Annotated in this window: 14 protein-coding genes; 8 read left to right on the top strand and 6 right to left on the bottom strand. The window is 48.3% G+C overall.

Going from position 1 to position 13749, the window contains the following annotated elements; genetic code table 11:
• Positions 1-876 carry a hypothetical protein gene (locus FO447_RS12565; protein WP_147350927.1) on the top strand — a complete coding sequence of 292 codons (876 nt, stop codon included), beginning with the start codon at positions 1-3 and terminating at the stop codon, positions 874-876.
• A gap of 50 nt (positions 877-926) precedes the next feature.
• Here the strand turns inward: FO447_RS12565 and FO447_RS12570 are convergent, their stop codons facing one another.
• Positions 927-1898, bottom strand: coding sequence for a bile acid:sodium symporter family protein (locus tag FO447_RS12570; RefSeq protein ID WP_200756611.1), 972 nt, complete (start codon positions 1896-1898; stop codon positions 927-929).
• Between the two features lie 273 nt (positions 1899-2171).
• Between FO447_RS12570 and ruvB the strand changes: the two genes are divergently transcribed.
• Genes ruvB through ybeY form a run of 3 tightly spaced genes read left to right on the top strand, consistent with a single transcriptional unit; the run spans position 2172 to position 4168 of the window.
• A complete protein-coding gene (gene ruvB, locus FO447_RS12575; protein WP_117587145.1) occupies positions 2172-3206 on the top strand; it encodes a Holliday junction branch migration DNA helicase RuvB in 1035 nt (344 codons plus the stop codon).
• Positions 3207-3229: 23 nt separating this feature from the next.
• Positions 3230-3715 carry a pantetheine-phosphate adenylyltransferase gene (gene coaD / locus FO447_RS12580; protein ID WP_200756613.1) on the top strand — a complete coding sequence of 162 codons (486 nt, stop codon included), beginning with the start codon at positions 3230-3232 and terminating at the stop codon, positions 3713-3715.
• An 18-nt stretch (positions 3716-3733) separates the two neighbouring features.
• Complete coding sequence (gene ybeY, locus FO447_RS12585; protein WP_006848933.1) at positions 3734-4168, top strand: rRNA maturation RNase YbeY; 435 nt, start codon at positions 3734-3736, stop codon at positions 4166-4168.
• Positions 4169-4421: 253 nt separating this feature from the next.
• Here ybeY and FO447_RS12590 read toward each other — a convergent pair whose 3' ends face one another.
• The 5 genes from FO447_RS12590 to FO447_RS12610 form a co-directional block, all read right to left on the bottom strand.
• Complete coding sequence (locus tag FO447_RS12590) at positions 4422-5429, bottom strand: IS110 family transposase (RefSeq protein WP_200756378.1); 1008 nt, start codon at positions 5427-5429, stop codon at positions 4422-4424.
• Between the two features lie 349 nt (positions 5430-5778).
• Positions 5779-6765 (bottom strand): tRNA dihydrouridine synthase DusB, encoded by a 987-nt coding sequence (gene dusB / locus FO447_RS12595; RefSeq protein WP_200756615.1) that lies wholly within the window; start codon positions 6763-6765, stop codon positions 5779-5781.
• Between the two features lie 195 nt (positions 6766-6960).
• On the bottom strand, positions 6961-8091 hold the full coding sequence (dprA, locus tag FO447_RS12600; RefSeq protein ID WP_200756621.1) for a DNA-processing protein DprA: 1131 nt from the start codon (positions 8089-8091) through the stop codon (positions 6961-6963).
• Between the two features lie 59 nt (positions 8092-8150).
• Complete coding sequence (locus tag FO447_RS12605) at positions 8151-9443, bottom strand: DUF2851 family protein (RefSeq protein WP_200756624.1); 1293 nt, start codon at positions 9441-9443, stop codon at positions 8151-8153.
• A gap of 249 nt (positions 9444-9692) precedes the next feature.
• A complete protein-coding gene (locus FO447_RS12610; protein WP_118152510.1) occupies positions 9693-10097 on the bottom strand; it encodes an acyl-CoA thioesterase in 405 nt (134 codons plus the stop codon).
• 240 nt (positions 10098-10337) lie between these two features.
• On the opposite strand from FO447_RS12610, the gene dapB reads away from it, so the two are divergent.
• The 4 genes from dapB (at position 10338) to FO447_RS12630 (ending at position 13718) form a co-directional block, all read left to right on the top strand.
• Entirely contained in the window at positions 10338-11099 is a 762-nt protein-coding gene (gene dapB, locus FO447_RS12615) for a 4-hydroxy-tetrahydrodipicolinate reductase (RefSeq protein WP_006848940.1), read from the top strand.
• 9 nt (positions 11100-11108) lie between these two features.
• A complete protein-coding gene (locus tag FO447_RS12620) occupies positions 11109-12557 on the top strand; it encodes a S26 family signal peptidase (protein ID WP_117694967.1) in 1449 nt (482 codons plus the stop codon).
• Positions 12558-12574: 17 nt separating this feature from the next.
• Positions 12575-13015 carry a S26 family signal peptidase gene (locus FO447_RS12625; RefSeq protein WP_147350926.1) on the top strand — a complete coding sequence of 147 codons (441 nt, stop codon included), beginning with the start codon at positions 12575-12577 and terminating at the stop codon, positions 13013-13015.
• A gap of 85 nt (positions 13016-13100) precedes the next feature.
• Positions 13101-13718, top strand: coding sequence for a WbqC family protein (locus tag FO447_RS12630; RefSeq protein WP_200756626.1), 618 nt, complete (start codon positions 13101-13103; stop codon positions 13716-13718).
• Positions 13719-13749 lie beyond the last annotated feature (31 nt).

Raw genomic sequence — 13749 nt, forward strand, 5'->3', positions numbered from 1 at the left:
ATGAAAAATAGATATAATTGTTGTATAATGAGCATGCTTGCAATGTTTTCTTTGCAAGCATGTTTGATTTCTTGTAAGGATAATGGGACAGAGGGCAATCTGGATACTACGATGCTTGTTATGTCTTCTGATGGAGGAAAACGGTCTTTTCCAGTGTCAAGTGATGCTCATATCTCTTATATACAAGATAAGAAAACTCTTGTTTATAAGGAATGTGAAAATAATGATTCTGTTTCGCTTGAAACCGTAGGTTATAATTACTTAAAAGCCTATATTAGTAGACAACGTTTATTTGTAGAGATTGGTAAAAATCGTGAGCTGCAAGAGCAACATTTTATAGTTTCTTATAGAGATTTCGATGAAGAGAACAAACTTGATATAACTTTGGATAAGGCTGATTCCTGTGTGATTGATACTGTGAAATACATGGAAAAACTTAGTGCAAGTCCTTGTTTTGAAAAGCAAGATATTAAGATGCATTCTGAAGAAGACAAGAGCCAAGTAACAGTGTATCCTTTGTCTGATGCTTATGCTCTGTTAGCTTTCGATAAAGCACATGAGATTGAGAAACTATTGCCTTTGGGAGTGAATTCAAAAATCAATGTCCCGATGATAAATGGATTTAAGGATGAAAAAAAAATATTTGGTTCGTCTGTTAGAATTCCAATAACAGAAGAGTTTTGGAAAAGTTGTTCATTTGAGATTTCTTCCTCTGGAGACGCAATCTCGGATAATGTGTCCATCTATGTTGGATATATCGAAGAGAAGATAAATACCGAAGTCGTTGTCCGGAATTTCACACAAAACACCCATCTGTATGTCAAGGGAATAGCAACATTACGTTATCCTACGGGAACTTGTAAACTAGAGAAATGAGAATTTAGGGAGTTCTCTTTTCTCTAGTTGTAGCTTCTTTTGGATAGTAATTATCTGGCATTGTGCATGCGATCCCATTTCAGATAGATTCCTGCAAGGATGGTGCCGGAAATGCTGTGCCAGGCGCAACTGATGGCGCAAGGTAATACGGCGAGAGGCTGGGCTGCGAAGAAGTTGCCAGCAAGTACCGTGGCAAGACCGGCGTTCTGCATTCCTACCTCAATACTGATGGTACGCTTCTTGGCTGTATTGAATCCGGCACATTTTCCGGCAAGCCAACCCAGAAGATAACCCAGCGTGTTGTGGCAGAAAACCACGGCGAAAGTCCAGAGGAAGAGCGATAAGCAGCGAGCAACGAGGTCATCGTGAACCGTAGAAATCACGCCGCCTACGATGATTGCCAGACACGTAACGCTGATGCCCGGCATCAGACTCTGGATGGTAGGGAAGCAGTCTTTCTTGCCGTAAATATAGTTGAGGGCGCAGCCGATGGCTACAGGAATAATCGTTACGATGAGGATGTTGATGAACATTCCCACAGCATCTACATGGATAATCTCGCCTGCTGTAATCTTCATCAGCAGCGGAGTCATCACCGGTGCAAGAATGGTAGAGGCGCAGGTCATTCCTACGGAGAAAGCTACATCGCCATGACACAGATAACTCATGATGTTGCTCGAAACGCCGCCAGGACAGCAACCTACCAGCAGGATTCCGAGTGCCAGGGCTGGGTCAAGATGCCACACATGAACCAGGGTATAAGCCACGCCAGGCATGATGATGAACTGGGCACAGGCTCCGATGAAGACATCCAGCGGGCGTTGGGCCAGAATCTTGAAGTCGTTGGTGGTCAAGGTCAGACCCATGGTGAGCATGATGATGCCGAGAATGACGGTTTGAGTAGTTCCGCGCACCCAGTCGAAGGTATGTGGGAAGAAGAATGTGAACACTGCAACACCTATCACGAAGATAGATGTGTAATTGGCCAGCAGCTTGCTGAGCCCTTGAAATAACTTAAGCATAATTCTATTTCTTTTAAAATCCTGATATTTCTCTCTTATTTATTTCTTTCCTCGCTTTCAATATCGAGTGCAAAAGTACGTCTTTTCTTTCGGATAAGCAAATTATTCTACAAGAAAATGATAAATTATAACATTTTTATAGGGTAGCGCTTGCAAATCTGCACGAATCTTTTGGGATTGTGCAAAATCATGGGCAAAATAATTCGGCTTTTCTTCTTTAATTCCGCAACAAATGTGTAACTTTGCACCCATATTATCGATAATAGTCATAGAATGAACGAAGATTTTGATATAAGACAAGAAATGGTTTCGCCTGCCGAAAAGGAATTCGAGAAGGCGCTGCGCCCGCTGAAGTTTTCTGATTTCAGCGGACAGAATGGCGTGGTAGAAAATCTCGAGGTCTTTGTTGAGGCTGCCAAATATCGAGGCGAACCGCTCGACCATACGCTCCTCCACGGTCCGCCGGGATTGGGTAAGACCACGCTGAGCAACATCATCGCCAACGAACTGGGCGTAGGATTCAAGATTACATCGGGTCCTGTGCTTGATAAGCCGGGTGATCTGGCGGGAATCCTTACCTCGCTGGAACCCAACGATGTGCTCTTCATCGATGAAATCCACCGTCTTTCGCCTGTGGTAGAGGAGTATCTCTATTCGGCGATGGAGGATTACCGCATCGACATCATGATAGACAAGGGTCCTTCGGCTCGAAGCATCCAGATAGACTTGAATCCGTTTACCCTCGTGGGAGCGACAACGAGAAGCGGTCTGCTTACAGCTCCTCTGCGCGCCCGTTTCGGAATCAATCTGCATCTCGAATATTACGACCCGGCTACGCTTCAGAAGATTATCAAGCGAAGTGCGATGCTCCTGAAGGTGCCGATAGAGGATGAGGCGGCAGTGGAAATCTCCCGTCGTTCGCGCGGAACCCCTCGTATCGCCAACTCTCTGCTCAGAAGAGTGCGTGATTTCGCCCAGGTAAAGGGCAACGGAACCATCACTTACGATATTGCCCAGATGGCGCTCAAGGCGCTCAACATCGACCAGTATGGCTTGGATGAAATTGATAATAAGATTCTCACCACCATCATCGACAAGTTCCGTGGTGGCCCGGTAGGCGTAAGCACCATTGCCACGGCAATAGGCGAGGATGGCGGCACCGTAGAGGAGGTTTACGAGCCGTTCCTCATCATGGAGGGTTTCATCAAGCGCACGCCGCGAGGAAGAATGGCAACGCCGCTTGCCTACGAGCATCTCGGCAGAAATCCGTATACAAGCAATATTATGCAGGGCGACCTGTTTGAGTGAAGAACGAAGAGTGAAGAAAAAACATGAAGATAGGAATATTTACGGGTACATTCGACCCATTTACGATAGGACATCAGAACATTGCCGAGCGTGCCTTGCCCATGTTTGACAAGCTCGTGATTGCAGTGGCGGTGAGCAAGCTGAAGCACGCCAGCGAGGAAATCTCGAAGCGTGTGGAGGATATCAGAAAGGTTTTCCCGAAGGAATGTGCAGAGCTGGTAGATGAGGCCGATGCTTCCAAGGGCTACCGTCTGGAGGTGGTTTCTTACGATGATCTCACCATCGATTTGGCGCATCGCATGGGAGCCAGGTTTCTGGTTCGTGGCGTCCGTTCTGCCAAGGATTTCGAGTACGAGCGAGAGCAGGCTGACATCAATAAGCAGTTGGGCGGCGTAGAAACCATCCTGCTGTTTTCTGACCCAAGATACAGCAGCATCAGCTCAACGCTGGTCAGGGAGCTGAGGTTCTTCGGAAGAGAAGTAGATGAATTTTTACCAAAAATAAAATAAAATAGGAGGAAGAAGCGTATGATAACATACAATGTAGACGGCGTGAAAATGCCAAAGATTAAGAAGCGTGATACGAGTGCTTGGATTCGCAAGGTCGCTGCCTCTCATGGCCGCAAGGTGGGTGAGATTGGCTATATGTTTGTAGATGACGAGAAGATTCTCGAAGTGAACAACGAGTATCTGGGTCATGATTACTATACCGATGTCATCACCTTCGATTACGATGAGGATGATGTGATTAACGGCGACATCGTGATTTCGCTCGATACGGTCCGCACCAATGCCGAGCAGTTTGGCAAGACCTACGATGATGAGCTTCACCGCGTCATCATCCATGGCATCCTGCACCTCTGCGGAATCAACGACAAGGGTCCGGGAGAGCGAGAAATCATGGAGGAGAACGAGAATAAGGCATTAGCCCTACTCGAAGGTGCTTCGATATTGAAGAAGTAAAGCCCTTCTCTATAATTTGAGGAAGCTAGGTTTCTTCGATTTCCCGGTAGAAGTATAGAAAAACAGCTGTTAACTGTTAACCTGTTAACTCTTGGCAGTTAAGATGAACAGTTAATTCTTGAATGTGGTTCATGAAGCGGGCTGAAAGCCCAGCAAGCTCTTAGCCCAGGGCAACACCCTGGGTATAAGGAAGATATAAAGGATTCGCCCTGTTTTACTCTAATTGAGCAAGCTTTGAGCGTATTTTTTAACGTTAATTATATTTAACGACCCTTGGGTCTTGCCTAATGAAGTTTGCGTCATAGTATTCACCTTTTTCCACGAGGGTGAATATGATCCTTAGCAACTTGTTTGCTATGGCATTTAGTACATAATGACGCGGCTTTTTATCTATTAAAGTACGTCTCTCGTAATACAGTTTAATCTCCTTGTTGTGCAATCTGGCGCTTTCTGCGCAGATGTACAACAAGGTCTTTGACCGTCTATTACCAATCTTGGATATATGTGCTCCCTTGTCCATTTTCCCCGATGATTTTTCGTATGGCGCAGTTCCTGCATAAGCAGCATATTGGCGCGCTGTAGTTATTTTTGTGAAATTCTCTGTTTTTACCAATAGTTCTACTGCGGTAATCAGCCCAACTCCATCGACACTTTTAACAAGCTCATAGTTGTGGCGAATGCTCTCATGTCCATTTATGACTTTCAACATTTCTTTTTCCGTCTCTGCAATTTCCGTGTCCAACATCTCTTTGATGCGGTCCATGCTTCGCTTGACGGTAAGACTTCTGATAGGACGACAATCCTCGCTCTTGTCGGCTGTTATTAGCTGCTTACGCTGTTCTACAAGCATTTCCCGGTGGCGTGCCAATTGACGAAGCTCATATAGAGCCTCTTCTGGAAACGTCTTGTATTTCAGCTTATCAGGATATCTCTCTCCAAAATCTCTGAGCAGTGCACAATCCAGGACATCCGTCTTGGCACGGTCAGGGGTAGCTCTGTATCTATGGATGACATATCCACCCACAAAGGCAATCTTCACATTGCTATCCATGCAGCACTTCAAGAGAGTATCACCATAAACTCCGGTATGCTCAGCAACCAATACAGCATCGCTTGGAAGGGTTTCTAAAAACCTTCCGATACTCTTAAAATTGTTCTTTACAACCTTATGTGAAGGGTGGTTTGATACTTTTTTTGATGTCAAGTCGAAAAAACTTACGTCAAATTTCTCTTTTGCCAAATCTATTCCGTATATTTGCATATTGAATAAAGTTTTTAATAAGAAGGGTGCTCCGTTCTGAGCGGCTACAACTATACTACGAGTCCTGTCTTGTTCTACACAAGCAGGCTAATTTACTCTCAAGCTTCTGCTCAGAAAATATCCAGTTCCCCAAACAGGGCTAAGCCTTTACTATGCTAGAAAGGGCACAGGGTTAACGCTGGATATGGAGTATTCTTCTTTTTTTATTGTACTTATCTAATTTTCTGCAAAGTTAACAAAAGTTTGCAGATATAAAGATTTTTACCTCTTTATTTTTCCAAGTGCAAATATAATAGTAAGGGCAAAAGCTTTCATATACGAGGCTTTTGCTCCTACAGGGCGTTTTGCTTTATTCTATTGCCTTGATTCTCTTCCTACATTCTTTCAGAATTCCAGTTAGTTCCTCCACGGTCGTGGCTCTCAGCATGGCGATTCTCGTCTGGCGAAAATCGGGAATGCCCTTGAAGATAGGGGAGGCGGCTAGGTGGCGACGGGTGTGGAGAATGCCTCTGTACTCATCGATGCGCTCCACGTTGATGCGGAGCTGCTCCTCCAGGAGGTCGATTTTTTCATCTACGGTGAGTGGGGCTGCACCCGTATTGTCTAAGTAATCGCGTATTTCCTTGAAAATCCATGGCCTGCCGAAGGTGGCTCTACCAATCATCACCGCATCTACGCCGTATCTTTCGAAGGCAAGCTTGGCTTCTTCCGGGGTCGTAATATCGCCGTTGCCAATAATCGGAATATGGATGCGGGGATTGTTCTTCACCTCTCCGATGAGGCTCCAGTCGGCTTCTCCGGTGTACATCTGGCTACGGGTTCTGCCGTGGATGGTGAGCGCCTGGATTCCGCAATCCTGTAGCTGCTCGGCAAGGTCGGTGATGATGAGGTTCTCGCAATCCCATCCCAGTCGGGTTTTCACGGTTACGGGCACGTTTACCGCCTTCACCACCTCTCTTGTAATATCCAGCATCAGTGGGATATTTCGGAGCATTCCGGCTCCTGCACCCTTTCCTGCAACCTTCTTCACCGGACAGCCGAAGTTAATATCAATCACATCCGGCTTCGCCTGTTCTACGATTTTTGCAGCTTCCACCATATCCTCGGTGGTGCGACCATAAATCTGAATGCCCACAGGGCGCTCCTCATCGCTTATCGTAAGCTTGCTGACAGTACTCTTGATGCTTCTCACCAAGGCTTCCGCCGATACGAACTCTGTATAAACCATGGCAGCTCCGAATCGCTTGCAGAGCATGCGAAAGCCAATATCCGTTACGTCTTCCATCGGAGCGAGGAAGAGGGGCTGAGGCCCAAATTCTATATTACCTATTTTCATGAGTCATGAGTTAAGTGAAGAGTGAAGAACGAAGAGTGAAGAATCCAATAGCTTTGTGGATATATTGTACTCTGTGTTCTTTATTGTTATCATTTTTGCGGCTGCAAAATTACATCAATTTTTTGAAATAAAAGAAGAAAGAGTGGAATAAGCGCAATTTCACACTTGAATTCTTCACTTTTCACTCTTCACTCTTCACTTCAAAAGATGATACATTCCCCCTGCAAAGGTCTTGATGACTCCCTTCATCTCCAATGTGAAGAGGAGGGAAGTGAGGCGAGAAATGTCGATATTCGTCTTTACGGAGATAAGATTCACTTGCAGGTCGTTGGTCTTGGAGAGGACATCTACGATGAGTTGCTCCTCTGGAGATAATTCCGGGAAGAGGCTGCGCTCGATGCCCTGCTGCTTGGCTCGCATCAGGGTTGTATCATCCTGCCAGCCCATATCCTTCACGAAATCCTCGGCACTGGTGATGAGCGTGGCGCCGTTGTTGCGTATCAGGTTGTTGCAGCCCTCGCTGTAGTAATCACCTATTCTGCCCGGGAAGGCAAAGACATCCCTACCGTAGGATTGCGAAATATCGCAGGTGATGAGACCGCCGCCGTGAGCTGCGCTCTCTATCAGAATGCAGGCATCCGACATTCCCGCTACGATGCGGTTGCGGCGCACGAAGTTTATCTTATCAGCGTTTGTACGGGTAAGGAATTCGGTGAGCAGTCCGCCCTGTTCTATCATTCTTGCCGCCGTTTCCCGGTGCTGACGGGGGTAGAGGTCATCGAGACCGTGAGCCAGCACGCCTATGGTTTCGTAGCCGCTGGCGAGTGCCTGGCGGTGCGCCACGATGTCCACTCCGTAGGCAAGTCCGCTCATGATGAGCACGTTGGGCGAGAGCTGCTTCAGGTCGGTGATGAAGCGGCGGATGAGGTCTTCGCCGTAAGGCGTGCAGTGGCGGGTTCCTACGATGTTGATGACGCGCTGCTGGTTTAGGTTGGCGTTGCCTTTATAGAAGAGGATGAGGGGTGCGTCATCGCAGTCTTTGAGGCGTTGCGGATAGCGGTCGTCGTTCATCGGAATGGGTTCTATTCCGTAGCGTATGTCGTACTCCAGTTCTTCCTCAGCGCGTTTTCGGGCTTCTTCGCAGTTCTGGATAGCGCTCACGAGTTTATCCGAGGCATCGGGGAGGATGTCTCTGAGGTTATTCTTATGCTCCAGGATGAGCGTGGCGGAGCCTACCTTTCTGTATAGCTCCAGCATTCCTGCCAGGCTGAAGTAATTGAGCCTTGTCAGGAGGATGGTGTTCAGTATTTCCTGTTGGTCAGCCATAATCTTTCTTTGTTATTTGTTAATGGGAGGGGAAGAGCGGGCGATGAGGGGCGGCCCTTTTATCTCTTGAGGTATTCGTAACCGATGCGACAGCGAAGGCATTCCTTCCTGTCGCAGTATTCCTTCTTCAGCTGTATGAGCGCCTGGCTATCCCCGGCGTTCTCCACCGGCAGTCCGCATTCCTTCCACATCCTTACTATGTGGTTATTCTCAGCCTTCAGTTCCTCCAGAAAATCGAAGGCGCGGTCGCAGTATTTCTCCTCGCCCCGGTGCCTGCCGTAGGCAAAGAGAATGGGAACCACGGTGTTGATGATGAGCAGATTGAGCGAGAAAGGGGAGAGATGCTTCTCGTTACGGATGCTCGTGCTGCCGAAGGTATAATGGGTTTCCCAATACTCCGTAACGCTGGTTGAGAGCACCTGCTTCGCCTCCTTCACCGTGCTTGCCTCGAGCAGCTGGCTGAGGCTGGCACGGCGGTTATAATAGAGATTGGCGAGCTGCGAGATGCGGATGTGAGGGAAGTTCTGCGGGCGCAGGCGCAGGAAGCGCCACTGCTTGTAATCCATCGGCTGCAGTGAGAATTTATGCGAGAGATAGAGATATTCGTTCCTCAATCGGGAGAAATAGCCGTCGTTCAGCGCGTCTTTCTGATATCTTTCGGGAATGGTGTTCAGCTCCAGCAGTCCGGCTTGCCCCAGGAAGATGGCTTCTATCTGGAAGAGGTCGTCGCGATGATGGTCTACGGCCCTCAGCGGCAGCTGGTAAGCCCACTGCTCGAAGGCGTCGCCGTTGATTCCGAACCCGTAGTTGCGCGCCAGGGTCACGAAGTAGGCGTTCTCCCAATCGCCGTTACATTGCTTTACGCGCGCCTCTATTGCATCGGTTTTCTGCGATAAGCGCTCGGTTTGCAGGGCGCTCATCCAACTGTGCACGGTGAGGCGGGTGAGCGATGGGATGATCTGGTAGCAGGGAGGATACTGGTCGATGCTCAGCAGTTCCTGATAATGCTTCGATACGTTTTCGGGGATGTCGAGCTGCAACTGCACGAGGGGCTCGCCTTTCGAGTTCTTTGCCTCTACATCGATGGTTCCGCAAACGTGCAGGATAACGTTGTCGTAGCGTTCATCCTTATCATGTCCGTGCACATACCAGTCGCTTGCCTTGTCATGAATCTCCACGTTTCCCACCCATAGGGTTCCGTTGAGTTTGATTTTGGCATTGAAGAAATCGGGCCCTGCATTGCGGTTGTGCAGTCCGGGGTCGATTACTTCCACAGCCTGGTGCCAGGTGGTGGTGAGTGGAGAGAGTGGGAAGAGCTTGTGCTTCCACACGTAGTGAAGGAGTTGCTCCATAATCTTATGTTTAGTTTATAGTTTATAGTTAATAGTTTATAGGGCTTGACCTCTTGATGTGTGGAGGGAATCCTTGACGCATGGGGGTGGAAGTCCCGGGATAGCTGATAGCTTATAGATAATAGTTTATTGGGGGAATGGTGCAAAAAACAGCTGTTAACTGTTAACCTGTTAACCTTTTAGTTGGGGGTGCATCATCTTCCTGTCAGCAAGGATGCCCCTATTAACTATAAACTATCAACTGTTAACTTAACTATAATATTTCTCGAATGCCTTATCGTAGTCCTCGCTGTTGCCCAGCTTTCCGTTGATGAGGCAAACGAGCTCTACGGTTGCCTTGAGGCAGAGTTTCTCGTCCTTGGCACGGAAGATGTCCTGATGGAAGACATATCTCACACCCTGCTTCTCCAGCCACAGACGCGAGAAGAATTCATCATCGCATTGCAGCGGAACCTTATACTGCAGGTTCATTCTCGCCACCACAGCATCCACGCCTTTGTTGTGCATTTCGGCAAAGCTGAGGCCGCATTCCTTCAGAAAGAGATGGCGGGTATGTTCCATGTAGTGCAGATAGTTGGCATTGTTCACGATGCCCTCAATATCGCACTCATAATCTCTTACTTCCATCTTCGTCTCAAAAATATATCTGCTCATAATTTTCTCTTTTTTAGTTACTAAATGAGGCTAAAAGCCTTAAATCACTGCAAAAATAACCAAAATTTTCTATTTATTATTATAATAACAAGGATTTTTCAAGGTTTTTCGAAGAAAAATGTGTATTTTTGCATAAAAAAAGCTGCACTCGGCAATTTGAAAGCAAGCTTTCATTGCGCTCATTTGCATTTTTTTTGCCGAATAGAACAAAAAGTAAGAACAAATAAAAAATAGATAAAGATGAAAATTGCTTTGATCGGCTACGGAAAGATGGGACACATGATCGAGGAGATCGCCCTGCAGCGTGGCCACGAAATCGTTTGTAAGATTGACGTGAATAACCCTCAAGACATCGACAGCCCGGAGTTCTGCTCTGCCGATGTTGCCATCGAGTTTACCAACCCTACTGCCGCCTACGGCAACTATCTGAAGGCTTTCTCTCACAACGTGAAGGTGGTTTCAGGTTCTACAGGTTGGATGAAAGACCATAAGGAAGACGTGGAGAAGCTCTGCGCTGACGGTAAGCAGACCCTCTTCTGGGCCTCTAACTTCAGCATCGGTGTGGCTATCTTCTCTGCCGTAAACCGCTATCTGGCTAAAATCATGAATGGTTTCCCACAGTACTCTGTATGCATGCAGGAAACCCACCACGTTCATAAGCTCGATGCGCCATCAGGTACAGCCATCACGCTTGCCGAGGAAATCATCGACAATATCGACAGAAAGAAGGACTGGAAGCGTGGCGTTACTTACTGGACTGAGGATGGTCATCACGATGAGGGCGATGCAAACATCACCGATGAGGATTTGGTCATCAACTGCGTACGCGATGGTGAGGTTCCGGGAATCCATGCCGTGATGTACGACAGCGATGCTGATATGATTACCATCGAGCACAGCGCCCACTCACGCAAGGGTTTCGCCCTGGGAGCCGTTCTCGCAGCTGAGTTCACAGCCAACCATTCCGGCTTGCTCACCACATCAGATTTATTTAAGTTCTAAGCAGAAGTTATGATAGATAAAGAGAAACAAAAACTCAATATGAAGGTACAGTGGGCGAAGTTCGCAGTGGTTCTCGCCCTCTATCTTCTCTTTCTGGTTTGGGTAGAAAGCTGGCTGGGACTCATTGTGGTTCCGTTCATCTTCGACGTTTACATCACCAAGAAGATTCACTGGCAGTGGTGGAAGGATGAGGAAGGTCCTATCCGTTTCATCATGAGCTGGGTAGATGCGCTGGTGTTCGCTCTCGTAGCGGTTTATTTCATCAACCTCTTCTTCTTCCAGAACTACGTCATTCCGTCTTCCTCTCTCGAAAAGAGTCTCCTCACGGGCGATTATCTCTTTGTGAGCAAGGTAAGCTACGGCCCTCGCATTCCTGAAACTCCGCTCACCATGCCGCTCACCCAGCACACCATGCCGCTGGTCAACGTGAAGAGCTACGTGGAGTGGCCTCACTGGGATTACCGCCGCGTAAAGGGTTTGGGCAACGTGAAGCTCAACGACATCGTTGTGTTCAACTATCCTGCAGGCGATACGCTCGTCAATGAGGAGCGCTATCAGGCGAATGATTACTATCAGATGGTTTACAGCATCGGCGACCAGCTGATGCAGCAGAACGGACAGGAAAAGGATGTGCGCGCGATGAACCCATTGCAGCAGCGCCATTATTTTGAGCAGGTTTATGCTACAGGCCGCAACTACATCAGCAGTATGCCGGGCGAATATGGCGACATCATCAGCCGTCCTACCGACCGCCGCGAGAACTACGTGAAGCGCTGCGTGGGCTTGCCTGGTCAGACCCTGCAGATCAAGAACCGCATCGTTTATCTGAACGGAAAGGCGAATAAGGAGCCTGATAACGTGCAGTATACTTATAAGATGAAGCTCAAGGGCGAGTTCCCTATCGACCTTGCCGATGAGCTGGGAATCACCAACGAAGACCTGCTGATGTATAATCAGAGCGGCGTGATTCCACTCACCAAGAAGGCTTATCTGGCGCTGAAGGCGAACAGAAACCTCGTAGAGAGCATCTCTATCAATACGGATGCAACCTATGGCGACCTCTATCCGCTCAACGCTTATACCGGCTGGACAAGAGACAATTACGGTCCGGTATGGATTCCGAAGAAGGGCGAGAGCATCGCTCTTACGCTGAAGAATCTGCCTGTATACGAGCGCTGCATCAAGGTTTACGAGGGCAACGACCTGAAGGTAGACAACGCTGGCCGCATCTTCATCAACGGCAAGCTGGCGAAGAGCTACACCTTCAAGCTCGACTATTACTGGATGATGGGCGACAACCGCCACAACTCAGCCGACAGCCGCTACTGGGGTTTCGTGCCTGAGGACCACATCGTGGGCAAGCCTATCTTCATCTGGTGGAGCCACAGCCCTGATCATCCGGGTTTCTCAGGCATCCGTTGGAACCGCCTCTTCACTTTCGTAGACAATATTAAGTAAAGAAAAAGAAATAAGAATTGAAGACTGCCGTCAAATTCCTAATAGCATTGGTGTTGTCGCTGCTCCTGGCTTGGGCAGTGCGCACCTATGTCTTCACTATCTTCTCGGTGCCTCAGGGCGGGCTTCCGCCCCAACTGAAGGCAGGCAACCGGGTGATAGTGAACAGGATTGACTGCGAAAATTTCGGGCGTGGCGATGTGGTTGTTTTCACCGATACGGTGGTTTACCAGCCCAAGAACCAGCGCCGCAAGCGCGTCTTCGAGTCTCATTTCATAGGCAGGATAGAGAAGCTTCCAGGCGATACGCTGCGCATCGACACCGTGCAGTTCGTCATCCCAACCATCTGCTGCAAGCGCTGCGGCTGCAAGGATTGCCGCTTCTATCTCTTGAAGACGCCAACCGGCCAGCAGCTCGTTCATAAGCACCAGATGATAGGCAAAGCCCATAAGCTGTTCTAGCTTCCCTCGCTCCGCTGCCCCCGTTCCGAGCGATTCCATCGCTCGTCCCCCTCTTCATCATTAACCCTTCATAACAAAGCAGAAATTGAAAGCCCTTCTTTCCTCCACATATTTCGGCCCCATCCAGTGGTACCAGAAGCTGAACCGCTACGATGAATGCCTGATAGAGCGCCACGAGAGCTTTATCAAGCAAACCTATCGTAACCGCATGCTCATCCCTACCACCAACGGCCCCCTCTCGCTCACCATCCCCACCAATCACGACATCTCCCTGTCGATGAAGGACATCCGCATCTCCGACCACGCCAACTGGCGCCACGTGCATTGGAATGCGCTCCTTTCCGCCTATGGCGAGAGCCCTTTCTTCGAGTATTATCAGGACGACATCCGCCCCTTCTACGAGAAGAAATACGAGTTCCTCTTCGATTTCAACATGGAGACAACCGCGAAGATGATAGAACTCCTCGACATCCGTCCGAAGATTTCTATCACCGAAGCCTATATTCAGAGTAAAGAACTGAAAGAAAAGAATGAAATCAAGGATTTCCGCGATGCGATTCGCCCCAAGAAACCGCTTCCTGACCCCGAATTCGAGTCGAAGCGCTATTACCAGGTTTACGGGCAGAAGTACGGTTTTCAGCCCAATATGAGCATCCTTGACCTCCTTTTCAATGAAGGCAACGAGGCGATATTCTACCTATAAATAATAAGGTAGAGTATCGCCTCATTTCTTT

The sequence above is a fragment of the Segatella copri genome (assembly GCF_015074785.1).
Lineage (GTDB): Bacteria > Bacteroidota > Bacteroidia > Bacteroidales > Bacteroidaceae > Prevotella.

Excerpts from the sequence above, each read along its gene's own strand:
- ruvB (WP_117587145.1), top strand. The coding sequence starts at position 2,172 with ATGAACGAAGATTTTGATATAAGACAAGAAATGGTTTCGCCTGCCGAA.
- FO447_RS12620 (WP_117694967.1), top strand. The coding sequence starts at position 11,109 with ATGATAGATAAAGAGAAACAAAAACTCAATATGAAGGTACAGTGGGCG.
- dapB (WP_006848940.1), top strand. The coding sequence starts at position 10,338 with ATGAAAATTGCTTTGATCGGCTACGGAAAGATGGGACACATGATCGAG.
- dprA (WP_200756621.1), bottom strand. The coding sequence starts at position 8,091 with ATGGCTGACCAACAGGAAATACTGAACACCATCCTCCTGACAAGGCTC.
- FO447_RS12605 (WP_200756624.1), bottom strand. The coding sequence starts at position 9,443 with ATGGAGCAACTCCTTCACTACGTGTGGAAGCACAAGCTCTTCCCACTC.
- ybeY (WP_006848933.1), top strand. The coding sequence starts at position 3,734 with ATGATAACATACAATGTAGACGGCGTGAAAATGCCAAAGATTAAGAAG.
- FO447_RS12565 (WP_147350927.1), top strand. The coding sequence starts at position 1 with ATGAAAAATAGATATAATTGTTGTATAATGAGCATGCTTGCAATGTTT.
- FO447_RS12610 (WP_118152510.1), bottom strand. The coding sequence starts at position 10,097 with ATGAGCAGATATATTTTTGAGACGAAGATGGAAGTAAGAGATTATGAG.
- coaD (WP_200756613.1), top strand. The coding sequence starts at position 3,230 with ATGAAGATAGGAATATTTACGGGTACATTCGACCCATTTACGATAGGA.
- FO447_RS12590 (WP_200756378.1), bottom strand. The coding sequence starts at position 5,429 with ATGCAAATATACGGAATAGATTTGGCAAAAGAGAAATTTGACGTAAGT.
- dusB (WP_200756615.1), bottom strand. The coding sequence starts at position 6,765 with ATGAAAATAGGTAATATAGAATTTGGGCCTCAGCCCCTCTTCCTCGCT.
- FO447_RS12570 (WP_200756611.1), bottom strand. The coding sequence starts at position 1,898 with ATGCTTAAGTTATTTCAAGGGCTCAGCAAGCTGCTGGCCAATTACACA.